The sequence below is a fragment of the Bacillus cereus group sp. BfR-BA-01316 genome (assembly GCF_022664195.1).
GTDB lineage: Bacteria > Bacillota > Bacilli > Bacillales > Bacillaceae_G > Bacillus_A.
On the sequence record NZ_JAKUGX010000028.1, the window covers coordinates 38,824 to 63,281 of the forward strand.

Here is a 24,458-nt window from a genome sequence, read left to right on the forward strand (position 1 = left end):
ACTCTTAATTTCATGTTTTATAGAGATAGAATGAGAGATAGAGTGACACATCGAAGAGGGGGTTACAACAAGTATGAAAAGAATAGGACTTGCATGGCAAATTTTAATAGGACTTGCGCTTGGTATTGCAGTTGGGGCGATTTTCTTTGGCAATCCGGAAGTGGTGAAGTACTTACAACCAATTGGTGATATTTTCATCCGATTAATTAAAATGATCGTTGTACCGATTGTTGTAGCAAGTATCGTTGTTGGTGTTGCTGGTGTTGGCGATGTTAAGAAGTTAGGCCGACTAGGCGGAAAAACAATTCTTTACTTTGAAATTATTACAACACTTGCAATTGTTGTTGGTCTATTAATAGCGAACATTTTCCAACCAGGAAAAGGCGTGAATATGGATCAATTGACGAAGACTGATATTTCTAAATATGCAGAAACAACGGCTCAAGTACAAAGTCATTCGTTTGCAGATACATTTGTGAATATCGTTCCAACGAATATTATGAAATCATTAGCTGAAGGCGATATGCTTGCTATTATCTTCTTCTCTGTACTATTTGGTTTAGGAGTTGCGGCGATTGGTGAAAGAGGAAGACCGGTTCTTCAATTTTTCCAAGGTGTAGCAGATGCGATGTTTTACGTGACTAACCAAGTTATGAAATTTGCACCGTTTGGTGTATTCGCATTAATTGGTGTAACAGTTTCTACATTCGGTTTATCTTCATTAATTCCATTAGGGAAATTACTCATTGTAGTATACGGAGCAATGATCTTCTTCGTTGTAGTTGTATTAGGACTTACAGCGAAAATATTCGGTATTAACATTTTCCAATTCTTTAAAATTTTAAAAGACGAGCTTATTCTTGCGTATTCTACTGCGAGTTCAGAAACAGTTTTACCGAAAATTATGGAGAAAATGGAGAAATTCGGTTGTCCGAAAGCAATTACATCTTTCGTTATTCCGACAGGTTATTCATTTAACTTAGATGGATCAACTTTATATCAAGCAATTGCGGCAATTTTCTTAGCACAAATGTACGGTATTGAATTATCCATTACAGAACAAATTACATTATTACTTGTATTAATGGTTACATCAAAAGGTATCGCGGGTGTACCAGGCGTATCATTCGTTGTATTATTAGCAACACTTGGTACAGTAGGTATCCCGGCAGAAGGCTTAGCGTTTATCGCAGGTATTGACCGTATTCTAGATATGGCTCGTACAGCAGTTAACGTTGTAGGTAACTCTTTAGCGGCTGTAGTTATGTCTAAGTGGGAAGGTCAATATGACGCTGAAAAAGGACAAGCCTATTTAAAAGAGATATCTGAAAAGGGTCAAGCGGCTTAATTATGATTTGAAAAGCTCTCACATATTATGTGAGAGCTTTTCTGTATGTAGAAGAGGAGAGAAAGTTATGAAACGTAAGTACGGTGATGGTTCTACGTGGAAGCGATTACTAGAGAAGACATACACAGTAAAACAAGCTGAAGCAGGTATGTTAGGAATATTGGATATAAAAAAGGTGAGAGAGCCTAGTTATAAAGAATACAATAGTAAAGAGCTTTGCATTGCAGGTGATGGGTATACATGGATGCAATATTTTATAAACGGGAAAAACTTTGCAATTACAGCTATGTTAGACAATCAAAAACAATTAGTGCAATATTATATCGATGTGACGAAAGAATTTAAAATAGACGATCGTGGTTTACCTTATTTTGATGATTTATACTTAGATGTAGTATTGTTACCGAACGGTGAAATCTATGTATTGGATGAAGACGAGTTAGAGGATGCTTATAAAATTGGTGATGTTACAAAGGAAGAATATGAGTTAGCATGGAATACAACAAAATGGATTATAGCGACTATAAAAAATAGAAAATTTTATTGGATCTCAATATTGGATAAAGAAATTAAAAAGTTAAAATGATTGGTTTATTCACCTTTTTGTATAATTACCAAAAAAACTATACAAAAAATAATTGACTTTTGTTTTGTAAGCGAGTAAAGTTAGGAAAGAAATTATTATTAAAAATTAAATATGAAACCTTCTTATAAAGAGAGGCGGAGGGACTGGCCCTACGATGCCTCGGCAGCGGACTCGATTTCAGAGTGCTGTGCCAAATCCAGCAAGCATGTGCTTGAAAGATGAGAAGAGCGTTTCTTATAGATGTATAAGACCTCTTCTCATTGGAAGAGGTCTTTTGTTGTTTATTAGAAAAGGTTGAAAACTAGGGAGAGATGATACTTTGAAAGAAACGAGAGGAAATGGTTTAGCTTTATTACCACTTGGAATATTTTTGGCGCTATTTATTGGTTCTGGGATTATTACAGGTGATTTCTATAAATTGCCGATACTTGTAGCGATTTCAATTGCTGTAGGAATCGCTTTAGTGATGAATCGTAAAGAAAGCTTTAATGTGAAAGTAGAACGATTTGCTAAAGGTGCAGGAAACCCTGATATTATGATCATGGTTCTGATTTTTGTACTTGCAGGGGCGTTTTCTGAAACAGCAAAAGGGATGGGCGGAGTCGATTCCACTGTTAACTTAGCGTTATCTATTTTACCCCAAGGATTTATCGTTGCTGGAATTTTTGTTATAGGGGCATTTATTTCATTAGCGATGGGAACTTCAATGGGAACAATTGCTGCATTAGCACCGATTGCTGTAGGTATTAGTGGGCAAACTGATATCTCAATTGCGCTTACGATGGCTACTGTTGTGGGCGGAGCGATGTTTGGCGATAATTTATCATTTATTTCTGATACGACAATTGCTGCTGTTCGTTCGCAAGGAACAGAAATGAAAGATAAGTTTAAAACGAATTTTTTAATTGTATTGCCAGCTGCAGTCATTACAATTGTACTATTAGTAATGATTACTTTAGGAAATGATACAGAAATTAAAGCTCATACGTTTGATTGGGTGAAGATTTTACCATATGCAGGTGTACTTGTTACGGCGCTACTTGGCTGGAATGTACTCATTGTATTAACTGGTGGAACTGTACTATCTGGTGTTATCGGTCTTATAGATGGAAGTTATACGTTAGAGAGTTTCTTTAAAAGTGTAACGACTGGAATGGGCGGTATGATGGAGTTAGTGTTACTTGCCATTTTAATCGGTGGTATGGTTGAACTTATCCAGTATAATGGCGGCATTCAATATTTAATGAATCTTTTAACACGTAATATTCGTTCGAAAAAAGGAGCGGAGTTTGGTATTGCTGGCTTAGTGAGTATGACGAATATGTGTACAGCAAATAATACAATCTCTATCATTTTTACAGGTCCGCTTGCGAAAAATATTGCGGATCAGTATGAAATTGATCCCCGTAAATCAGCGAGTGTACTGGATCTTTTCTCTTGCTGTATACAAGGGTTAATCCCATATGGTGCTCAAATGTTAACAGCGGCAGGATTTGCTGCGTTATCTCCGGTCGAATTGTTACCATATGCATTTTATCCAATTTTAGTTGGAGTATGTGGAATCATTTCTATATTAATTGGTTTCCCGAGGTTTTCTAAAGTGGCGGAAAAAAAAGAGTATCATAAAACTGCATAAAATAAAGAGACATTTATTATTAGCAGTTGAAAACGCTCGGAGAACATTCTCTGAGCGTTTTTTATTATTTATAAATCCTTTTTCAAATAGTAGTGCTTATAATCTCTTCCTACGTTATCGAGGATACCATACTCTTTATAACCGTATTTTTTATAGAAATCTAATGCTTGAAAGCTTAAAGTGTCAACTTTTATAAAATCACAATTTCTTTCTAAAGCAATTTTTTCTACTTCTAATAACAGTTTAGTTCCATACCCTAATGCACGTATATCTTCATCGATGATAAAAGAGTGAATCTCTAACCAATTCCAACAGACTTCACCTAATATTCCCCCGCGTATCTTACTATTTTCATCTTTAAGAAATAAATGAATCTCTAAGTATCTGTCTCTTAAATCAGATGGAAAGTGCTTTAAATTATATTCATAAAGCTGATTGTTTATATAGTTTTTAGCGGTGGTATTGATTTCTTTCGTAATGTGTAAATTCATGATATATCCCCTTTAATTTAAATATAGCCTTCTGATGTATTTTAACATAATTTTCTTAATAATATTTTTAATGTAATTTAATAAACGTTTGTACGTATTGCTAATTTTTTGGACGCGCAAGTTGAGATTATCACCCGTTATTGAATAAGAATTTTTCTGTATCTATACACATCGAATACATGTTCGTTTTGAGAGAGGCTGAATTCAACTCAGTCTTAAGTCTGAGTTGAAAACAGTTCTTAAGCTCGTTATGAAAAAATGAAAAAATAGTTAAGATAAGAGTATCAAATCGAAGGGAGGCAAGCACAAGATGAAACAATTTCTAGCGTTTATCGCGGCCGGTATTTTGGCTTTAATTGCTCTTGGTAGTCTTGCTGGTATTATAGGATTCGCAATCGGAGCAGGAGTTGTGTACTGGAGCTATAAATCATTTGTGCGAGCTAAATCATTTTTTGGAAAGTTAGCTTGGGGTATTGTTGGTTTGATCGGCTTGTCCATTGCACTTTCTCATTCCCCAGCATTAATCGGTATCGCAGCATTAGTAGTTTTATACTACGGATACCGTGAGTGGAAAAAAGGAAAAAATGTAGTTGTTGATTCTGCTCCAGAAAGTTCTAAACCATATAGCAACTTTGAAGATGAGTGGAACAAGTTAATGAAAAACTAATATAAAATAAATCAAATTATAAAGTAGAAGAGAGGAAGATTATAATGAAACAATCTTTATTAGGACGTGTACGCGATGCAATTTTAGCTGATTTTCATAATGTGTTAGATGAGAAAGAAAGAAAAAATCCAATTGCTATGTTAAACCAATATTTACGCGATAGTGAGCGTGAAATAACAAAAATTGAGAAGTTAATTCAGCGTCATAAAACATTAAAATCTAACTTCGCTCGTGAGCTTGAGCAAGCACGTTATTTCATTAATAAAAGATCAAAGCAAGCTATCATCGCACAAGAAGCAGGCGAATTGCAATTGCATGAACGTGCATTAGAAGAAGTAGCGTATTATGAAGGGCAAGTAACTCGCTTAGAAGAAATGTATGCTGGTGTTGTAGAGCAAATTGATGAGTTAGAGCGTCGTCTTTCAGAAATGAAAAATAAATTAAAAGAAATGAACGCAAAGCGTATGGAATTAATGGCACGTGAAAATATGGCGCATGCAAACCGCCGTATGAATACTGCTATGCATAAAATGGATGAAAATAATCCGTTCTTACGATTCGAAGAAATTGAAGATCACATTCGTGACATAGAGCTTCGTATAAATGAAGAGCATGAGCGTGATACATTTGATATGAAAATTGCAAAACTAGAGCGTGAAATGAAAGAGAAAAATGAAGTATCGTTAACGAAAGAAGTAACAAAATAATTGTAGTATATAATAAAACTGGCTTATGATATAGTGATAGAAGAAAAGGTGTTGGAAAGCAATGCCTTTTCTTCTATGTATAGGTGACAAAGAGGGGGGAGCTGAAATGAAGAAGCACTTTTCAAAAACACAATTAATGGGGATGCTCCTCATCATATTTGGATTCGGTCTTTTTCTTGATATGCTACTTGGACATTTTGAACCAGGTGGTCTAATATTTGCATTTATTATGATTATGTTTGGAAGACATTATCGAAAGAAGAACCGTTATGTAAGAGGGAATGTATTTTTATTTGTTGGTGGTATTGTATTCTTATTCTTCTTATTTTCATCAGCAGCATTCGTACTTGTTGTGTTTGCTTGTTTAGCTTTAATTGGTTATCAACTTATTCAACAAGGACATCAGCAAAAAGCAATGAAAGTTGAAATTAAAGAAAAGGGATATATAGATGAAGAAAAACAAATATATCGTACAGAACCGTATATAAAAAATATGTTTGTAGGTAATGTACGAATGATGGATCATATTTATGAACTAGAGGATATTAACGTCCAATATGGCGCTTGTGATGTCGAGATTGATTTAACAACTGCTATGATTCCGGAGGGGGAAACGGTTATTGTTATTCGGGGCGTCATTGGTAATATTCGTTTATATGTACCATATGATATTGAATTGTCTTTAAATCATTCTGTTATTGTTGGGCGAGTGCTCCTGCCAGGACACGAAGAAACAGGATTTAACCGTAATGTTACGTTTAGAACAGAACAGTATAAAGAAGCCCCTCGTCGTATTAAAATTATTTCTTCGCTTGTCGTAGGCGATACGGAAGTGAGGAAAGTATAATGAAAAAACAAAGGAATATTTCGTGGATGTATATTCGTTATTCTATGTTGTCCTCTGTAAGTATCGCACTTATTTGTACAATTGTATATGTATGGAAAAGCGAGCAACAAGTTTATGATTTACTATGGAAAGAATCCATTGCTTCTGTTCCAATTGGCTTGTTTATTATGAGTACGAGTCTTCTTATCGGAGGAATTGTAGGATATGCAATCGGTTATTATATAGAACAGCGTATACAAGGATTAAATACTTTTCTATTTGAAGTAGAGCGAGGGAATTTTCCGAGTGATGTTTCATTTACTGCGGACGATGAATTTCATGAAGTGGAACGAAAAGTAATTGGTCTTGCTCGTCGCTTAGAGGAGCAAGCTGGGCTATTTCAAAAAGTAACGAATGAACGAGCCCATTGGAATGAAGAGATGAGACAAGAAGCGATTTCTCAAGAAAGGCATCGATTAGCGAGAGAGCTGCATGATTCTGTAAGTCAGCAGCTTTTTGCAATGTCGATGATGATGTCAGCCATTAATGAACAAGTAGCTGAAATTCCAGACACGACGAAAAAACAGTTGCAGCTTGTTGAGAATATGGTTGTAAATGCACAATCAGAAATGAGAGCATTGCTCCTTCATTTACGCCCAGTGCAGTTAGAAGGTAAGAAACTAACAGAGGGTATAGAAGAATTATTAACAGAACTGTCTAGAAAGCAACATATGAAAATTGAATGGTTAATTGAACCGATTCAATTAAAAAAAGGTGTAGAGGATCATTTATTCCGTATTGTACAAGAGGCGCTGTCTAATACTTTACGGCATGCGAAGGCAAAGAAAACCGAAGTACGCCTTCGTAAAATTGATCAATATGCGATTTTGAAAATTATTGATGACGGTGTTGGGTTTAAAGTTGGGGTTAATAAGGCTGGTTCATACGGTTTAAGGTCAATGCAAGAGCGAGTTCATGAAATTGGTGGTACATTAAAAGTTCTTAGTTTTCCGAATAAAGGTACGCAAATAGAAGTGAAAGTACCTATTATGATTGAGAGAGGGGGGGGAGAATCATGATAAAAGTATTACTAGTTGATGATCATGAAATGGTTCGAATGGGTGTATCAGCATATTTATCAACGCAGCCAGATATTGAAGTAGTTGGAGAAGCTGAAAATGGAAGAAAAGGTTCAGAGTTAGCTTTGCAATTAAGACCGGATATTATTTTAATGGACCTTGTTATGGATGAGATGGACGGGGTTGAAGCAACACGTGCTATTATTCAAGAATGGCCAGAAGCGAAAATTGTAGTTGTAACGAGCTTTTTAGATGATGAAAAGTTATATCCTGTTATTGAGGCGGGAGCGACAAGTTATTTATTAAAAACATCAAGAGCGAGTGATATTGCAGACGCTGTAAGAGCTACTTATGATGGGGAAACGGTATTAGAGCCGAAAGTTACTGGCAAAATGATGTCTCGTATGCGTCAGAAGAAAGAACACCCTTTGCATGAGGAGTTAACAGAAAGAGAGTCTGAAATTTTGTTATTAATTGCAGAGGGGAAAAGTAATCAAGAGATTGCAGATGAGTTGTTTATTGCCCTTAAAACAGTAAAGACACATGTGAGTAATATATTAAATAAGCTAAATGTAAGTGACCGGACACAGGCGGTTATTTATGCGTTTAGACACCAATTGACGAAATAAGAAGGAAGCTTTGACTATATATGGTCAAAGCTTTTTGTTGACGGTCATTTATGTAAGCGTTATCATTAAGGTGTTAACAGTACATACAAAGGGGAGAGAGTGTATGTTAGTTCAAACGATATTTGGAATGGATGAAACGAAAAAATTAGGTAACTATGTGAATGCGTTGCAAGCACTTTGTGAACAATATGATATTGAAACAGATCGTATTGCAATTATTGAGGCAACAGAAGAATATTATTTATTTCTAGTGAAGCAAGAAGATTGCTATGATGTTGTAAAAGTAGAAACAGTGGATACGAATATTGATTACTATACGAAAGCTTATAAAGTAAGTAGCTTTAATCATACTTCTTATCAAATGTAAAAAACTCCCGAAATGGGAGTTTTTTTATGATACTTTCGATTCAGGTGAATGATCCGTTAATGGTACTGCTTTTGCACCACTTAATTTTGCAATAGCAAGACCGATAATAGCCCCAACTAATGCTGGTACTAACCAGCCGATTCCTTCATTATATAATGGAATAAACTCGAAATAAGATGTGATAGATGAAACAGGAATATTCCCTTGTTTTAATCCATCAAATACGCTCACAACTGCAGATCCGATTAACGCACCTACATAAACAGAACGATATCCACCGAAATATTTATGAAGTAAGGATAGTAATACAAGTACAATCGCAATTGGATATACAACAAGTAAAATAGGAACAGAGATTGCGATGATTTTTGTTAAACCTAAGTTGGCAACTAATAATCCTAATGTGCAAATGACACTTGCTAACATTTTGTATGAAAATTTTGTCAATAATGTTGAGAAGTATTGACTGCATGCAGATACAAGTCCAATACATGTTGTTAAGCAAGCGAGTGTAACGATAAGAGATAATAGAATTAGACCATAGGGACCAAGTAATTGTTGTACGATAACGGTAAGTAGCTGTCCGCCGTTTGTTGCGTATCCGAGAGAGACACTAGTTGTACCGAGCCAGCCAAGTGCACCATATACAAGTATGAGACCAGTAGCGGCAATAAGTCCTGCTTTTGCTGTTGCGATGGCAATTGATTTACGGTCATTCACACCTTTTGAGCGAATTGTATTTACAACGATAATTCCAAATGCAAGTGCTGAAATGGTATCCATCGTTAAGTATCCTTCCATAAAACCTTTGAAAATTGGAGAAATTTGATACTCTTGCATTGCTGGTCCGGATTGCCCGAGGGGTGTAAATACACCCTTAACAAATAATGAGAAAATAGAGAGTAATAAAATAGGTGTTAATACACTTCCAATACGATCGACGAGTTTAGAAGGATTTAAACTAAGCCAAAATACGATAGCAAAGAAGATGACTGTGTATAAAAATAGCGTTAGGCTGCTAGAGCGAATAGTTTCTGGTAAGAAAGAACTAACTCCCATTTCATAAGCGACATTAGCAACACGTGGGATGCCCATAGACGGACCGATTGCAATGTATACAACCACCGTAAAGAATATTCCGAATAATGGGTGAACATGACTTGCAAGTTGTTGCATTCCATTTCCTGATAGAGAAATGGCGATAACAGTAAGTAGCGGTAAGCCGACTCCTGTTAGTAAAAAACCAATCATTGCTGGCCAAAAGTTTTCACCAGCATTTTGTCCAAGCATTGGAGGGAAAATTAAATTGCCTGCTCCAAAAAATAAAGAAAATAGCATAAGACCTGTGAAAAAAACATGTTTTTTTGATACAGTGTTCATTGTTTTTTCCTCCTTTTTTGTAAATTCATTGTAAGAACACAAAAAACTCGTCCCTTAAGAAAGGGACGAGTTATATTTACCCGCGATACCACCCTAATTTATACATGTAGAAATATATCTATATGTATACGGCTTTACAACGTACAACATGATACGTGTTCCTTGTAACGGGGGACGACCGGTAAGAACTTACTTCAGCATTCGGTTCTACTTCTCGGAGATGATTTTCGGTTACGAACTGAGCATTGGCTTTCAGCAAAATACCAACTCTCTGGGGAACAGCTCTATAACATACTCGTTCTCGTCAATGAATTTTTATTCAAGTATTCTGACAATATTTTCACATGTTTTTTTTAGAAAGTCAACATATTTTTTGGGAAATACACTTTCCTATAGAAATATAGCTGAGAATATAAGGGTTAATGCTGTTTGTAAAAATGCTGTAAAACATTATAGAGAATTGTAAAGTTTATGGAGAAAATCGATATTTATAGGAGTAAGGGAGGAATTGTTTGAATTTGCAGAGAATAATACAACAATCCACTTGCTGGAAAGAACAAACCAAAAGAGGTGACTGAAATGCTTGCGATGGGAGTATTATTTGGCATTATTGCTATAATTGGTTTTATGTGGTTATATTATTCGCGTTCGTTTAAACAAGCAGAAGTTTTACTCTTCCAAAAAGGTAGTTTGTTGACAAATCAGTCTAGATATTTAGTATGTCCGAAGTGTGGAAGTGCACAGGCCAGGAGTGGAGGATATCAAGAGTGTTGCAAAATTAGATTATGAAAGAAGGAAGCCTCACATTATTTTGTGAGGCTTCCTTCCTTACAATTTTTTCGCGCTCCAAATTGTCCAACGATCTCTTTCGATGATAGGAGAGACGTTTTGTAATGCGGTTTGGATATGATGTAGAAGTTGAGAAAGTTCATTATCTGTTAATTCATATAGAATGGATCGTCCGGTTCGAGGAGATAAATCTTGCAGCAATGCTTCTACAGAATCATGTGTTTTTCGTACTTCCCATTGTGTTTGTATGGGGAATACTTGAAGAGAATATTTTTGTAATTCTTGCTGTATGGTAGTGGTTTTTGGTCTTCTTTTTGATTCTATTTCAATGAGTTTTGGAAATACAGAGAAAAAATATCCACGAATGTGTTCAGGATTTCCTGGAATTGTACAATCTTCAATAGTTCGGTCTTGTAAAATAAGTGTACCGTCTTTTTTTAATATGCGAGAAGCCTCTCGTATAAAAATAGGAATATCTTGTAAGTGATGAATGACTGCACGCGAAATGATAAGGTCGAATGTTTCGTTAGGGTATGGAATATTATGCGCATCACCGTGAATGAATGAAATGTTTGGGAAGGCATTACAATTTTCTTTTGCAGCTTGTAATATTTCTTTTGAAAAATCAAGCCCAACAACACTTTTGGCTCCCATAAGAGCAAGTTCTTTCGTATAAATGCCGCCACCACAACCTATATCAATTACTTTTTTATTTTGCACATCTGCAATATTATTTATTGTGTCCTGCCATGAAATATGTGCGTTACGATTTGCATACGTATACTTATTATTTGCATCATGAAAATTAATGGACATTGTAAAATCCTCCCTTCAATGTATAGTATAGCTCATTCTATATAATGTAACGTTTTTGTTTTATGTATGAGGATTATAAGAATTTCTTATTGGAAAAGGAGAATCGATTTGAAAGGGAAATATTTAATGTTTTTATGTGTTATTTTACTCGCGTCGTGTGGTCAAGCCGAGCAAAAGAAAGAATCAAAACAAGTAGAGGAGACAGTGAATGAAGTGAAAGAACCATTACAAGTAACTGTTATGCAAAAAGGTAAAGAAGAAAAAAATTTAAAGAAAATGGATGCGGAGTTGGTGGTGGATATTATAAACAAAGCGGAAAAACAAGAAGTAACGGGTAGTTTTGGTGAACCGGAATATGAAATACAAATTAGTAGAGATGGAAAAAAAGAAACATATTATGCATGGTTAAGAGGAGAAGACCGCCGAGGATGGGTACAGTATAAGAAAGATATGTATATGCTTAACGAAAAAGATACGGAAAAGCTTTTGGCTATATTTCCAAAGATTCCAGAACAAAAAGAAGATGAGATGCAGGTAGGTACTTTAACGGAAGTAACAAAAAAAGACATGCAGATTACTGCGTTTCATATTAAAGCAGGTGATCAAAAAATGAATTATACAGTACGTTATACGATTTCACAATCACTATATAATAAGTTAGCAAAGGAACAAGAATATTATTTGCAATTAATTTTCCCGGAAAAGGTTCAAAAATTAATTAGCGCAAAAGAGAGTGAAATAATTTCAGCTGAAAAAGTAAAGGAAGGGTATAAACAGTATGAATTGAATGTTACTGTTCCGATAAAAGATGCTTCAGAATCACAATTAAAATCACTAGAAACCTATTATGATAATTACGATTTGCAAATATTAAATAGTAAGAAAGAAAAAGTAGGAGCATTTCAAAACATTATTCAAATTGTTAAAGAGTATGGTGAAAAAATGAATTTACAAAGATAAAGTGAAACTTTAATCAGTGGGGGGCCCCCGCTGATTATTAGCATGACTCCCACCTAACTTCTTTGCTCCAGCCGAATTTTGAGGTGGGATTCTTACTACCCGCAAATAGCGGGCAGTAAGAATCATAAAGTCTATATGGCCTTTCCTAGGAAATGATAATAGAGGGGAAAGGTCCCCTCTATTATTTTGCTTTTGCAGATGGCTCATTCATTGATTTTCGTGTAATTAGAAAGGAAATCATAAGAGCAGAAAGAATAATAAGGGCTATAAATAAGTGATTTGGCAACCAATCTAATAATAATACGTAACTGACGGTATAAAAAATAAGAGTTGAAGCTAAAAACGATAGAGCGCCTATCATAAGAGATTGTAATTTCATTTGTATTTACCTCCTTTTATTTTTATTTTTGGCTAAAAATGGATGAAATAAACATTATTTCTAACAATAGAAAAAAATATGTCATAATAGAGAAAAGAATAAGTTTTGATGAGTGTATATGGCTCAGTAAAGCGAGATAAAGGAGAGGAATATGAAAAATAATAAAAAAGGGTTATGGGGAATTATTGTTGCAATAGGGTTATTTTTACTATCTAAGTTAAAATGGGTATTTGCAATTTTTAAGTTAGCAAAATTTTCAACAGTATTTAGTATGTTTTTATCGCTTGGTGCATACGCAGTCATATATGGTTGGAAGTTTGGGGTAGCACTCGTGTATTTATTGTTTGTACATGAGATGGGGCATTTATGGGCAGCGAGAAAGAAAGGTATACCAACATCGCCAGCAATCTTCATACCATTTATGGGAGCTCTTATTGGGATGAAAGAGATGCCGAAAAATGCAAAAGATGAAGCTTACATTGCATATATGGGACCTCTTTTCGGATTGCTTTCATTTTTACCCGCGATCCCACTGTATATAATAACGAAAGAGCCGTTTTGGGCGCTTATTATTTTACTTGGAAGTATGATTAATTTCTTTAACTTAATTCCAGTTTCTCCGTTAGATGGTGGACGAATAATTTCAGTTGTAAGCACGAAAATTTGGGGAGCAGGGCTAGCTTTACTACTCGGCTATTCTATTTACTTCAAGAGTATTTTAGGAGGATTTATTTTTATTATCGGCTGTATGGAACTATATAGAGTAATAAAGAGAGATGAGCCGATTAAGGAATTAGGATATAAAATCGATGGAATGAAAGAATATGTTGCTAGGCTTGAAGAGGAATTAAAAGAAACTGGTGCGGTGCATCGAACGATTTATATGATTCACCATGAGATGAATGTATTAAGACAAAGAGAACGTGAAAAAGAATTAAAAACAGGAGAACTTCAAAAGATTGAAGTGCTAGAGTATCTTTTACCAAAATTTGAGCCACTTGATTATGTTCCATATGAAGATGAACAAGATGAGTATACAATTCGTATAAGAGAAGCGTTTGAACTGTCGGAAAGAAAATTAAATGAATGGGAAACAGAAAAGAAACAACAAGAAAATTATTATAAAGTCGATACAAAAACAAAATGGACAGTATTTGCTTGTTATATCGGATTAATGGCTATACTCGGTTATACAGCTTATGAAGGTTATGTTGTTTTACAAGAACACTTGCCAAAGAGAAGTTTGTAGAAAAATAGTGTCGAAATGATAGGAAAGGTTTAAACAGGAATTGTATTTCTGCGAGAGAATGTTACAAGTGTAAAAGTACATTGTAATATTCATAGTAGAAAAGGAGTTCTGTATATGAAGAAATTGTTAAGTGTATTGGTAGCTATTACTGTGATGGCAATAGCGAGCTATAGTCTTATGAAAATACTATTATATTATGCGAATAAGTCTGCTGGAGTAAATACAGTAGCACAAATGGAAGAGGTGCAAGAGAAGAAGAAGACACTCGATTTTGTTCGTACGACACATGAAAGTTATAATAATTTCTTGAATTATGGTAAGGCAGAGAAATATACAGATGGGGATTGGAAACATTTTAAACAATGGTTTCAAGAGCAAGAAGCCTCTTTAAAAAATATACATAAAGAAATAAAAAATGAAAAAATAAAACGCGATGTGAATAGAAGTTATGAAATTGTAAAAAAAGGTGTGGAGCTTCAGAATATGGAGTATGTGATCTATGCTCATCGCGTATATCATGACTTGGATATACTTATGAATAAATATAAAGGTGAAACGAATATATGGGGGTATACAGAGCTTGGAAACGGGCAGAATCTAAAAGTAATTGAACAAGCAATACAAACAAAGTAGTAGGCTAGCTAGAATTCTAGTTAGCTTTTTTTTGAGCACAATTAATGAGGGCTAATAATTAGTAGCGGATGGGAGCACGCCACTAGTTAAAATTTATTTAATATGTGCATTGTTCATATATTTTTCACAAAAACACCATGTTAATAGTGATTAAAATCACAATATGTATTACACAATTCAGTTAAACTAAAAACAGTTAAGGAAATAGAGGAGTGGGATGCAATGTTAAGTGCAAAAACAATTGAAATCGTAAAGTCAACAGTACCGTTATTACAAGAAAAAGGCGTTGAAATTACAACGAGATTTTATCAAATTTTATTTTCGGAACATCCGGAGTTATTGAATATTTTTAACCATACGAATCAGAAAAAGGGAAGACAACAACAAGCGTTAGCAAATGCTGTTTATGCAGCTGCAATGTACATTGATAATTTAGAAGCTATTATTCCAGTTGTAAAACAAATCGGTCATAAGCATAGAAGTTTAGGTATTAAAGCAGAGCATTATCCAATAGTAGGTACATGCTTACTACGAGCGATTAAAGAGGTCGCAGGCGCACCTGATGAAGTTTTAAATGCATGGGGAGAAGCATATGGCGTCATTGCTGATGCATTCATTAGCATTGAAGCGGATATGTATGAAGAAGCTGCACATAAAGAAGGTGGATGGAAAGATTTCCGCAACTTTGTGATTGTTAAAAAAGTGAAGGAAAGCGACGTTATTACATCATTTTATTTAAAACCTGAAGATGGTGGGAAAGTTTCTTCATTCATCCCAGGACAATATGTAACGATTCAAATAAATATTGAAGGTGAAACATATACGCATAATCGTCAATATAGCTTATCTGATGCTCCTGGAAAAGGATATTATCGTATTAGTGTAAAGAAAGAAAAAGGTGTAGATACACCAGATGGTAAAGTATCTAATTACTTACATGATTATGTAGGGGAAGGAGATGTCTTACCAGTAAGTGCACCAGCGGGAGATTTCGTATTAAATATGGGGTCAACATTACCTGTTGTACTAATTAGTGGTGGAGTAGGTATTACACCGATGATGAGTATGTTAAATACGTTAATTGAACAAGAATCAAAGCGTAATGTATGCTTTGTTCATGCGGCGATAAATAGTAATACACATGCGATGAAAGAGCATGTTGAGACAGTAGAAAAAGAGTATGAACAAGTTAAAGCATATACTTGCTATTCTTCACCGACAGAGCAAGATGTGGAAATGAAGAATTTTGATAAAGAAGGATTCATTGAAGGTGAGTGGCTACAATCTATTATTCCGACAACTGAAGCAGAATTTTATTTCTGTGGTCCAGTGCCATTTATGAAACATATTTATGCCGCATTAATCGAGTTAGGTGTTAAACAAGAGAACATTCATTATGAATTTTTCGGTCCCGCAGCAAGCTTACAATAGATTAACGTTGCCAAGCAAAAAACGAGGTATTATTTTACCTCGTTTTTTGCTTGTTCTCTTAATAATCGATTTACTGTTTCACGGCGTACACCTATGAGCTGACCAATTTCAGTTTGTGTTAATATTTCATAAATAGGGATGTCACCTAAATATAAGGTGAACCACTCTTGTAAACGATGAAGGCGCTCTTTAGGAGAGACAGTTGTCAATTGATCGATACGCTGTTGCATCATTCGTAATTTCGATTGTAATTGCATAGCGATATTTGCATATGATGCGGGATTCGCCTGAAGTTTATCGTACCATTCATTACTAATTATAGGCTCAACTTCTGTTTTCATTAAAGCGATAGCTGTGCCGTGATATTCCTTAGGTGAAATTAAAGAATGGTGAGGTATCGTTTCACCAGGAACGATAATATTAAATAAAAATGGTGTTCCGTCTTCTTCTAATCGAATAACTTTTAATAAACCTGTTTTTATAAAGTATAAAGGACCGTCCTCACCTTGACGGAATAATACATCTCCCTTATGTAGAATCAATGTTAGCCCCCCATTAAAACATTTCTATCTCTTCTATTTTAGCGTATATGTATAAAGATAATATGCTTTTTAAACAGCAATTTCATTGACGAAATGTATGCTATTACAGTAGTATACTATTTAGTGTGTAATAGTACTAGCAATGAATACGCTGTAGGGGGTTTAGTATATTGTTAGATGCGATGAAGATGACGGATATGAGAATTCCGGCGAATGCTATCATTCATGTAGAAGAGATGAAAGGTGGAGTCGTTTTATCCGTTGAAATAGACGGCCAAATTATTTATACGATGGCTTATGATGAAGAAACAGATAGTTATGCTGAATTATATGATCGAAACGATAAGAGGGCGTGCCAAGTACATGAAGACTTTATGGGATGGTCACTTCTTCACTAAAAAGATGTCAATATGACATCTTTTTTTATTTAATCGATAGATTATACAAAGAAATGCAATATAAGGATAAAATTTGTAATAAATGATTTTGCATTGTTAGCACTTTGTAACTGTAAGATAACTGTTTTTTCGCTATCATAAAGATAACAGTCATAGCTATAGGAGTGATCAACTTGAAGAAAGTACATATTTCAAATTTTATGCTATTAAGTGTTTGTTTAGTTTTATTTGTTCTCCTAGGAGCCTTTTTATATTCATGTGTATAAGAAAAAACGCATTCTAGAAAGAACGCGTTATAAAAATGAAGTAATGATTAATCTAGTTCCAAGAATAATTAATGTGATACGTAATAAATTAATTACTGCATTACCGCTTAATTTTGTGTTAATATAAGCCCCGATTTTTCCGCCAATCCATGCACCAGGAATAAGAATTAATGCATAAGCCCAGCTGACATTTCCTAGAGAGATGTGAGTTAAAGAACTTACAATTGCTGAGAGAAATACGATAAACATTGAAGTTGCTACAGCAATGTGTGCTGGGAACGCAAAAAGGAGCATCATCGCTGGCACAAGTAAGGCGCCACCACCGATTCCGAATAATCCGGATATAAATCCAACTATAAAGGCAATAAAGATAGCGAGAAATGGTGGGAATTGATAGTCTACAGTATTTCCTTCGTTATCTGTAAAAGATCGCTTAATTACAGTCATATTTGATAGGGAAAGAGGTTTCAATTTGTCTCGTAGTATAAGAAGAATGGAGACGAATATAAGAAAAATCCCAAAGTATAAAGAAAATGTATCTTGATTTAAAAATTTGTTTGCCCATGATCCGATAATACCACCAGGACCACTCCCGATAAATAAAATAAGTCCACTTTTATAATCTACCCGTTTATGTTTCATATAAGTAAGGGTAGAAGACAGCCCTGTAAAAACGACTGTTACCATAGAAGTTCCCACTGCGAGTTGTGGGGATAAACTGTGCAATCCAATTAATAACGGAACGATAATAATTCCGCCCCCAAGTCCGACTAGGCTCCCGACTGTCCCAGCGATTAATCCGATGAAAAGTAACATGATGTATTCCAAAATTGCCAACTCCTCTATATAACTTATCCAACAATCATTATACACGCTTTTTAATAAGAAATAGGCTTGTTCACAAAAAAGTCGTCTTCCTAGAAAAATAAGGAAGACGACTTTTGATTAGAATAGTAATTGTAGTAGGTAATAAAATAGAGCAGCTAAAGAAGCTGAAATTGGAAGTGTAATAACCCATGTAATTAACATGCGTTTTGCAGTTCCCCATTTTACACCTTTCACACGATGAGAAGCACCAACCCCTAAAATAGAAGAAGAGATAACGTGCGTCGTACTAACCGGTAAGTGAATGAATGTTGCACCGAAAATAACAAGTGATGATGATAAATCGGCAGCTACACCATTTACAGGACGAATCTTCATAATTTGTCCACCGACAGTTTTAATAATTTTCCATCCACCGACAGAAGTACCAAGGCCCATTGCAGTTGCACAAGCTAATTGTACCCAGAAAGGGATGTCGTCAGAAGTATGATAGTTATTGGCCATAAGAGCCATCGTAATGATTCCCATTGCTTTTTGTGCATCATTCGTACCGTGTGTAAAAGCTTGTAATGCTGCAGTAAAGATCTGGAATATACGGAAGTTTTTGTTCGTTTTCGTTAAGTTAAAGTTTTTAAAGACGACTTTAAAAATACTATATACGATATAACCAATAACAAAAGCGATAATCGGTGAAATGATTAAAGCTTCAAGAATTTTTATAAACCCTTTATAGTTTAATGCGTTAACACCAGCAGCAGCAATTGCTGCACCAGCGATTGCGCCAATGATTGCATGCGAAGAACTACTTGGAATACCATAGTACCAAGTGATTAAATTCCAAGCTATTGCCGCAAGCAAAGCAGCTAAAATTACAAGAGAACCATTAGGTAAAGCAAATGGGTCAACGATATCTTTTGTAATAGTTTTTGCTACACCTGTAAATGTCATCGCACCTAAAAAGTTCATAATAGCTGCCATAATAATTGCATGTCTAGGCTTTAGAGCTTTCGTTGAAACAGCCGTTGCAATAGCGTTTGCTGTATCGTGAAATCCATTGATAAAGTCAAAAGCTAAAGCGCAAATGACTACTAAAACGGTCAGTATCAAGAGTGTATCCATGATCAAACTCCTTACGCGTTCTTCATAATAATTGTTTCTAATACGTTTGCAACGCTTTGACAGCTATCAGCTACTTCTTCAAGCTCTTCGTAAATCTCTTTAAATTGAATAATCTTAATCGGATCTTTTTCACGAGAGAATAGGTGCTTAATCGCATGACGGCGAATATCATCACATTGTGACTCGTAATCCTTAATCTTAATCGCATTTGTACGAATATCGACTAATTTCTTTTTAGACAGTAATTCAACAGAGTTTGCAATTTCAATCGCACATTGATTAATTGCTTCTACGAATTTAATCATGTATTCATCAGCTTCTGTAATAGAATACATTTCGAATAGACCAGCACTATGATCTAATCCGTCTAATACATCATCCATACTCATTGCAAGCTGTAGGATGTCTTCACGTTCAATAGGAGTAATAAACGCTTTGTTTAGCTCCATAATGATTTCGTGAATGAATGAGTCACCTTTTGACTCATAATCTTTCATGCGCATAGAAAACTCTTTTAAATCGCTAGCATTTTTAATTTTATACTCCACGAAAAACTGCGCGCCTTCTTTTAAATTTTCGGAAACATTCATTAGCATTTCAGAAAATTTATCTTTCTTTGATTTAAAGACCATTATTGTTACCCCCACAAAAGTAATATATGTAAAATATATTGGCTAATCAATTCTAACAAAAAACTGTCGTTTTTTAAAACATTTTATCGAAAAGTTTACAAAAACTTAACATAACTCTCATTGTTGTATTAATAATATTAATACTGAATAGTGAATATCTTACTTGTAGAATGTCCTTTTCTTGTGAAAAGTATGAATGTGAAAGAAAAGCTTTACACTATAGGAACGACTACGTTATTATAATAAATTCAAAAGGAGGTATATTCTTCCTTTTAAAAAGAAGGGTGTAAACAAATGAAGGAAGTGAACGAATGAAATTGAAGAACACTCACTTAAAAAAAACGCTTGAGTGGTTCAATAAGAGGAAGAAACTACGCAATTCATTAATTGTATTGGGAAGTTTACTTGCTACTCTATTTATTGTTGTAAATATAATAATTTCCATTCAAGATATATCTGAATTAAAACAAGCTGTTCCACAACCGACTTTAATTTATGATGCAAATAATGAAGTTGCGACTAAATTAGCTTCTTCTAAAACAGAAGGGGTTAAAAGGAAAGATATTCCTGATATTATGGTTCAAGCAATTGTTGCAGTAGAAGATAAGGAATTTTTTAGTCATCATGGTATTTACTATAGTGGAATCATAAGTGCTGTATTTAAGAACATTACAGCCGGTGAAGTTGTGGCAGGTGGTAGTACGATTACACAACAACTTGCGAAAAATGTATTTTTAACGCAAGACCGTACATTCTCGCGTAAAATAAAGGAATACTTTCTAACGAAAAAAATAGAACGTACTTATACGAAAGATGAAATTGTTGAAATGTATATGAATCAAATTTATTTTGGTGAAGGTGCTTGGGGGATAAAAAGAGCAGCTAAATCTTATTTTGATAAAGAAGTAAAAGACTTAACGATTTCAGAAGCTGCAACGATTGCAGGATTAATTAAAGCGCCATCTGCGTATTCGCCGTATAAAAACTTTGATAAATCAATTGAAAGACGTAATGTTGTATTAGGTTTAATGAAGGAGCAAGGATATATTTCTGAAGAAAAATATAATCAGGAGAAAGAATCAGGTCTTGTATTACGACGTGGTGTTGACGATAAATATAAGGGAAAATATTCTCAATACGTAGATTATATTGTTAGAGAAGCGATGGACAAGTATGAATTAACACAAAATGAAATTTTAGCAGGTGGTTATCGTATTTATACGGAACTTGACCCGAAAAAACAACAAGCGGTTGAAGATGTCGTGAATAATGATAGTTATTTTAAAGATAGTGGTTCAGATCAGCTTATGCAAACTGGAGTGGTCCTTATGAATCCAAAAACTGGCGGTGTTCCGGCTTTAGTTGGAGGTAGAGGTCCTTATCAATTTTTACAGTTTAATCATGCAACACAATTAAAAAGACAGCCAGGTTCAACGTTAAAGCCTCTTGCAGTGTATGTACCAGCGTTAGAACAAGGATATGAAGTATACGATGTCTTAAAAGATGAACCGTTTAATATTAAAGAATATGCACCACAAAATAGTGATCATACGTTCCATGGTAATGTGACGATGTATGAAGCGGTGGCAAAGTCATATAATGTTTCAGCAGTTTGGCTATTAGAGCAAATTGGATTAGATAAAGGATTGAAATCTTTAGAGCGGTTTGGTATTCCATTAGAGCCTGAAGACCATACGTATCCGATTGCTTTAGGAGGTATGTATGTAGGGACTTCTCCATTTGTAATGGCTCAAGCGTATAGCGCACTTGCAAATGATGGTGTCCAAGTAGAAGCTCATGCCATTAGAGAAATCCAAAATGCTGAAGGAGAAACAATTGGAAAATGGTATAAGAAAGAAACTCGTGTGACGAACGAGAAAGTTGCCCAAAAGATGACATACTTATTAAAAGGTGTTATTGAAAGGGGAACAGGTGAAAAAGCGAAAGTTAATAATATCGATACCGCAGGCAAGACAGGGACTACCCAGCTTGTAAATGGACCAAGCACTGGTGCGAAGGATTCGTGGTTTGTTGGATACACACCGGATTTAGTAGGTGCGATTTGGGTAGGGTATGATAAAACGGATAGTGAGCATTATGTGCCAGGAGGCAGCCAAATTACAACGACAATGTTCCGGGACATTATGAAGAAAGCGAATGGAAATCCAACTCAAAAGGCATTTCAGTTATCTCTAATACCTGAGGCGGATTATACAAAACAATTAAAAATGATTGAGGAGGAAAAACGGAGGAAAGAAGAAGAGAAAAAACGAAAAGAAGAGGAACAACAAAGAAAAGAACAGCAAAAGGAATGGATAGATAAAGTAAAAGAGTGGATTCCATTTTGGTAAAAAAAGAGGCGAATAACGAGTTCGCCTCTTTTTTTATGAGAAATGAGTGATTTTATCTCGATTCAAAATTTGGTAGCAGAAAAGAAGTCTGGTGGGAGTCGAGCTGCCTATAAAAATTCGATTGTTTTAACTTAATAATCAGTGGGTAGGGAGCAAAATCCACTGATTAAAGCTTCAATTTATTTGTTTAGCGTAACATTGGTACTACCGAAGTATTGAGAATCATACGTAACGGTTATTATTCCTTTACTAATGGGTTCATATGGTAATTCTTCTTCGTAATTTCCAGTATTTTCATTATGGATAGAAAGTGTTATTTCATCAACGTATTTATTTTTATATTGATCTTTAATCGTTTCTGCAATTTGAAGTAAGTTTTCATAACTAGAAGCCTCTGTAATAAGCATTCCTTTTATAACCTTTTTTTCATTCTTTGTGGAGGAGGAATAAGGGATGTTGTTTTGCTTTGTATACAGAAGTTCGTATGGGACTGTTTTTCTCTCTGCTTTTGATATAGCTGAATAATTTAGAGTTAAAAGAAATCCTATACATAAAATCATGCATACCATGAGAACAAACCAAAAACGTGGCAGTGATATAACTCTCATTATCATCCCTCTTTCATGTCTTTGTCTTCACTATTCATTATACAAAAAGAGGATTAAGCTAGAGTAAATTTGAAGTAAAGAAACGTAAAGAAGGAGCACTTATCCTCCCAAATAAGTGCTCCTTTCTATTTAAAGAGAGATTTAACACACAATCAAAACAATACGGATTACTATAAATCAATTCTGCTTGTTCGTTCAAAAAAAGATTGAAAACTAAAAGTTAGTAAATTCGGAAGACAGATAGTGTAGCTGTTGTGTCACCTGTGTTAGGGATAGAAATAGTATTTGCTGTAGGTTGTACAGAAATTGTTGTGCCAGCTGTTAATGTAACAATCGTTGAGAAAGAAACTGCACTACCGATAACGTTAGTTGAAAAATTACGAGTAGGTGGTTGACCGTTAAATGAAAGACCAAATCCAAACGGTGAAGAACCTGGGAAGGTCGTAGATGCTGAGAAACTAATATCGTATACTCCTGTTTCTAAAATAGTTAAAGTATCTGAAGTGTCATTAAAAGTAATGTTAGTTAATTCGAAAACTTGATTGAATTGGATGTTTGTTCCAGGGGATATAGTTTGTGCAATTGAGTTTCCTATTGCAGCTATAGTTACAGGGATTGGAGTTCCAGCAGCCCCTGTAGCACCAGTAGCACCAGCAGGTCCTTGGGCACCAGTAGCACCAGCAGGTCCTTGGGCACCAGTAGCACCAGCAGGTCCTTGAATTCCTTGAGGTCCTTGAGTTCCAGTAGCACCTTGAACGCCAGCAGGTCCTTGAGCGCCTTGAGGTCCTTGAGCACCAGTAGCACCTTGAGCACCCCGAGGTCCTTGAGGTCCGATAGCACCTTGAGGTCCAGTAGCACCGGTAGCACCTCCACCAAGGCAACCAGAGCCATATTTAACTAAAATGGTTTGGATTTCTGTAATCAGCTTAACAAGTTTGTCGATAGTACCGCAATCAACTTTAAATAACTTAGCGATATACAGTAAAAAATTAATCAGACTTTGCAGTTCAACGTATAATGCTCCGCATGAGAAAGGTTTTGTCTTTAGAATAGTTAATAGGTTAGCAATAATAGAAGTTCCGATTTTCTCTTGTGCAGGTGATAAGTCTAAACATTTGAGGAGTTTTTGTAGGTTATCTAGGGTAGCTATAAGTTTATCAATATTACTTTGAGAAGAATTTTGGAATACATCTTTAATATTTTGTTCAAGCTCTTGAAGTATTTTAACGAATTCTTTTAGTTCAGATTTAGAGATGTTAATATAACTGCAAGCACGGACTTCGCAACAATCGTTACCGAAGAATACTTTTCCTTTATTTTTATTGTTCATCTTTTCATTCCTTTCATTTATAAAGTAAATAGTCTTTACCGTATAATAAAATGAAAATAAAACTAAATTCGTGATGGACAAACTACTATTTATTAAAAAATAAGAATGACACCTACTTAGTAAGAACAACCAAGGCATAGGAGTTTTATCCAGCTATTTGCGGGCAGTAAGACTCCCACCTCAAAATTCGGATGTAAAGCAAAGAAGTTAGGGGGAGTTGGGCTGCCCGTAAATACCCGATTGGTTCAACTAATAATCAGTGGGGGATTTGTGAGATAAACAAAAACAGTGGGATGTGAATGAACTAATCTGTACCCTTTGTAAAGGACATTTTGAAAAAAGTTAGGCAACATCAAGAAGATGATTTCTGTATCCAACAGGAGTCATCTTTTTTAAATTCCATTGATATCTATA

At 35.0% G+C, this 24,458-nt stretch carries 27 protein-coding genes, 1 riboswitch and 1 other annotated feature; of the genes, 16 read left to right on the forward strand and 11 right to left on the reverse strand.

What is annotated here, in order from left to right; all coding sequences use genetic code 11:
- Positions 1-73 precede the first annotated feature (73 nt).
- The 3 genes from gltP (at position 74) to MR071_RS19145 (ending at position 3,570) form a co-directional block, all read left to right on the forward strand.
- Positions 74-1,348 carry a glutamate/aspartate:proton symporter GltP gene (gene gltP / locus MR071_RS19135; protein WP_105584069.1) on the forward strand — a complete coding sequence of 425 codons (1,275 nt, stop codon included), beginning with the start codon at positions 74-76 and terminating at the stop codon, positions 1,346-1,348.
- Positions 1,349-1,415: 67 nt separating this feature from the next.
- Complete coding sequence (locus MR071_RS19140; RefSeq protein WP_105584068.1) at positions 1,416-1,934, forward strand: ribonuclease FAU-1 family protein; 519 nt, start codon at positions 1,416-1,418, stop codon at positions 1,932-1,934.
- A gap of 119 nt (positions 1,935-2,053) precedes the next feature.
- Positions 2,054-2,159: riboswitch (SAM riboswitch) on the forward strand.
- Between the two features lie 94 nt (positions 2,160-2,253).
- Complete coding sequence (locus MR071_RS19145; protein ID WP_105584067.1) at positions 2,254-3,570, forward strand: Na+/H+ antiporter NhaC family protein; 1,317 nt, start codon at positions 2,254-2,256, stop codon at positions 3,568-3,570.
- Positions 3,571-3,638: 68 nt separating this feature from the next.
- Here the strand turns inward: MR071_RS19145 and MR071_RS19150 are convergent, their stop codons facing one another.
- Positions 3,639-4,061 (reverse strand): GNAT family N-acetyltransferase, encoded by a 423-nt coding sequence (locus MR071_RS19150; protein ID WP_105584066.1) that lies wholly within the window; start codon positions 4,059-4,061, stop codon positions 3,639-3,641.
- A 310-nt stretch (positions 4,062-4,371) separates the two neighbouring features.
- Here MR071_RS19150 and MR071_RS19155 point away from each other — a divergent pair, with 310 nt between their 5' ends.
- From MR071_RS19155 to MR071_RS19180, 6 genes are all read left to right on the forward strand, one after another.
- Positions 4,372-4,728, forward strand: a complete 357-nt coding sequence (locus tag MR071_RS19155; protein ID WP_105584065.1) for a lmo0954 family membrane protein — start codon at positions 4,372-4,374, stop codon at positions 4,726-4,728.
- A gap of 44 nt (positions 4,729-4,772) precedes the next feature.
- Positions 4,773-5,435 (forward strand): PspA/IM30 family protein, encoded by a 663-nt coding sequence (locus tag MR071_RS19160; protein ID WP_242237600.1) that lies wholly within the window; start codon positions 4,773-4,775, stop codon positions 5,433-5,435.
- A gap of 106 nt (positions 5,436-5,541) precedes the next feature.
- Complete coding sequence (liaF, locus tag MR071_RS19165; protein WP_105584063.1) at positions 5,542-6,282, forward strand: cell wall-active antibiotics response protein LiaF; 741 nt, start codon at positions 5,542-5,544, stop codon at positions 6,280-6,282.
- Positions 6,282-7,340: a sensor histidine kinase gene (locus tag MR071_RS19170; protein WP_105584062.1), complete on the forward strand. Its 1,059-nt coding sequence runs from the start codon at positions 6,282-6,284 to the stop codon at positions 7,338-7,340. The genes liaF and MR071_RS19170 overlap by 1 nt, the downstream gene beginning before the upstream one ends.
- Positions 7,337-7,969, forward strand: a complete 633-nt coding sequence (locus MR071_RS19175) for a response regulator (RefSeq protein ID WP_103591984.1) — start codon at positions 7,337-7,339, stop codon at positions 7,967-7,969. Before MR071_RS19170 ends, MR071_RS19175 begins: the two co-directional genes overlap by 4 nt.
- A 10-nt stretch (positions 7,970-7,979) precedes the next feature.
- Positions 7,980-8,336 carry a DUF3992 domain-containing protein gene (locus MR071_RS19180; protein ID WP_002126339.1) on the forward strand — a complete coding sequence of 119 codons (357 nt, stop codon included), beginning with the start codon at positions 7,980-7,982 and terminating at the stop codon, positions 8,334-8,336.
- A 24-nt stretch (positions 8,337-8,360) separates the two neighbouring features.
- On the opposite strand, the gene brnQ3 is transcribed toward MR071_RS19180, so the two are convergent.
- Positions 8,361-9,716, reverse strand: a complete 1,356-nt coding sequence (gene brnQ3, locus MR071_RS19185; RefSeq protein ID WP_105584061.1) for a branched-chain amino acid transport system II carrier protein BrnQ3 — start codon at positions 9,714-9,716, stop codon at positions 8,361-8,363.
- Between the two features lie 58 nt (positions 9,717-9,774).
- Positions 9,775-10,033: a binding site (T-box leader), on the reverse strand.
- 262 nt (positions 10,034-10,295) lie between these two features.
- On the opposite strand from brnQ3, the gene MR071_RS19190 reads away from it, so the two are divergent.
- A complete protein-coding gene (locus tag MR071_RS19190; protein ID WP_000880630.1) occupies positions 10,296-10,505 on the forward strand; it encodes a hypothetical protein in 210 nt (69 codons plus the stop codon).
- 39 nt (positions 10,506-10,544) lie between these two features.
- Here MR071_RS19190 and MR071_RS19195 read toward each other — a convergent pair whose 3' ends face one another.
- Positions 10,545-11,321 (reverse strand): class I SAM-dependent methyltransferase, encoded by a 777-nt coding sequence (locus tag MR071_RS19195; RefSeq protein WP_105584060.1) that lies wholly within the window; start codon positions 11,319-11,321, stop codon positions 10,545-10,547.
- Between the two features lie 108 nt (positions 11,322-11,429).
- Here MR071_RS19195 and MR071_RS19200 point away from each other — a divergent pair, with 108 nt between their 5' ends.
- The gene (locus MR071_RS19200) at positions 11,430-12,281 is read left to right on the forward strand and encodes a YhfM domain-containing protein (RefSeq protein WP_105584059.1); all 852 of its coding nucleotides are present in this window, start codon (positions 11,430-11,432) and stop codon (positions 12,279-12,281) included.
- Between the two features lie 181 nt (positions 12,282-12,462).
- Here the strand turns inward: MR071_RS19200 and MR071_RS19205 are convergent, their stop codons facing one another.
- Positions 12,463-12,660 carry a hypothetical protein gene (locus MR071_RS19205; RefSeq protein WP_000776287.1) on the reverse strand — a complete coding sequence of 66 codons (198 nt, stop codon included), beginning with the start codon at positions 12,658-12,660 and terminating at the stop codon, positions 12,463-12,465.
- 151 nt (positions 12,661-12,811) lie between these two features.
- Here MR071_RS19205 and MR071_RS19210 point away from each other — a divergent pair, with 151 nt between their 5' ends.
- The 3 genes from MR071_RS19210 to hmpA all read left to right on the forward strand — a co-directional run bounded on the left by MR071_RS19210 (position 12,812) and on the right by hmpA (position 15,973).
- Positions 12,812-13,909: a site-2 protease family protein gene (locus tag MR071_RS19210; protein ID WP_242237602.1), complete on the forward strand. Its 1,098-nt coding sequence runs from the start codon at positions 12,812-12,814 to the stop codon at positions 13,907-13,909.
- A gap of 114 nt (positions 13,910-14,023) precedes the next feature.
- The gene (locus tag MR071_RS19215) at positions 14,024-14,542 is read left to right on the forward strand and encodes a hypothetical protein (protein WP_242237604.1); all 519 of its coding nucleotides are present in this window, start codon (positions 14,024-14,026) and stop codon (positions 14,540-14,542) included.
- 222 nt (positions 14,543-14,764) lie between these two features.
- Positions 14,765-15,973 (forward strand): NO-inducible flavohemoprotein, encoded by a 1,209-nt coding sequence (hmpA, locus tag MR071_RS19220; protein ID WP_105584055.1) that lies wholly within the window; start codon positions 14,765-14,767, stop codon positions 15,971-15,973.
- Between the two features lie 29 nt (positions 15,974-16,002).
- On the opposite strand, the gene MR071_RS19225 is transcribed toward hmpA, so the two are convergent.
- Positions 16,003-16,515, reverse strand: coding sequence for a Crp/Fnr family transcriptional regulator (locus MR071_RS19225; protein WP_105584054.1), 513 nt, complete (start codon positions 16,513-16,515; stop codon positions 16,003-16,005).
- Positions 16,516-16,685: 170 nt separating this feature from the next.
- Between MR071_RS19225 and MR071_RS19230 the strand changes: the two genes are divergently transcribed.
- On the forward strand, positions 16,686-16,913 hold the full coding sequence (locus tag MR071_RS19230; protein ID WP_000883004.1) for a hypothetical protein: 228 nt from the start codon (positions 16,686-16,688) through the stop codon (positions 16,911-16,913).
- Positions 16,914-17,206: 293 nt separating this feature from the next.
- Here the strand turns inward: MR071_RS19230 and MR071_RS19235 are convergent, their stop codons facing one another.
- The 3 genes from MR071_RS19235 to MR071_RS19245 form a co-directional block, all read right to left on the reverse strand.
- Positions 17,207-18,007: a sulfite exporter TauE/SafE family protein gene (locus tag MR071_RS19235; protein ID WP_002158631.1), complete on the reverse strand. Its 801-nt coding sequence runs from the start codon at positions 18,005-18,007 to the stop codon at positions 17,207-17,209.
- Between the two features lie 117 nt (positions 18,008-18,124).
- Positions 18,125-19,123, reverse strand: a complete 999-nt coding sequence (locus MR071_RS19240) for an inorganic phosphate transporter (RefSeq protein ID WP_105584053.1) — start codon at positions 19,121-19,123, stop codon at positions 18,125-18,127.
- 11 nt (positions 19,124-19,134) lie between these two features.
- Positions 19,135-19,755, reverse strand: coding sequence for a DUF47 domain-containing protein (locus MR071_RS19245; protein WP_105584052.1), 621 nt, complete (start codon positions 19,753-19,755; stop codon positions 19,135-19,137).
- A gap of 311 nt (positions 19,756-20,066) precedes the next feature.
- Here MR071_RS19245 and MR071_RS19250 point away from each other — a divergent pair, with 311 nt between their 5' ends.
- Positions 20,067-22,106, forward strand: a complete 2,040-nt coding sequence (locus MR071_RS19250) for a transglycosylase domain-containing protein (RefSeq protein ID WP_242237606.1) — start codon at positions 20,067-20,069, stop codon at positions 22,104-22,106.
- Between the two features lie 179 nt (positions 22,107-22,285).
- Here MR071_RS19250 and MR071_RS19255 read toward each other — a convergent pair whose 3' ends face one another.
- From MR071_RS19255 to MR071_RS25835, 3 genes are all read right to left on the reverse strand, one after another.
- A complete protein-coding gene (locus MR071_RS19255; RefSeq protein WP_105584050.1) occupies positions 22,286-22,714 on the reverse strand; it encodes a hypothetical protein in 429 nt (142 codons plus the stop codon).
- A gap of 220 nt (positions 22,715-22,934) precedes the next feature.
- Positions 22,935-24,044: a Gly-Xaa-Xaa repeat protein gene (locus MR071_RS19260; protein WP_242237608.1), complete on the reverse strand. Its 1,110-nt coding sequence runs from the start codon at positions 24,042-24,044 to the stop codon at positions 22,935-22,937.
- Positions 24,045-24,386: 342 nt separating this feature from the next.
- Positions 24,387-24,458 (reverse strand): IS3 family transposase (locus tag MR071_RS25835; protein WP_325782561.1); only part of this gene is annotated, 72 nt, incomplete at its 5' end.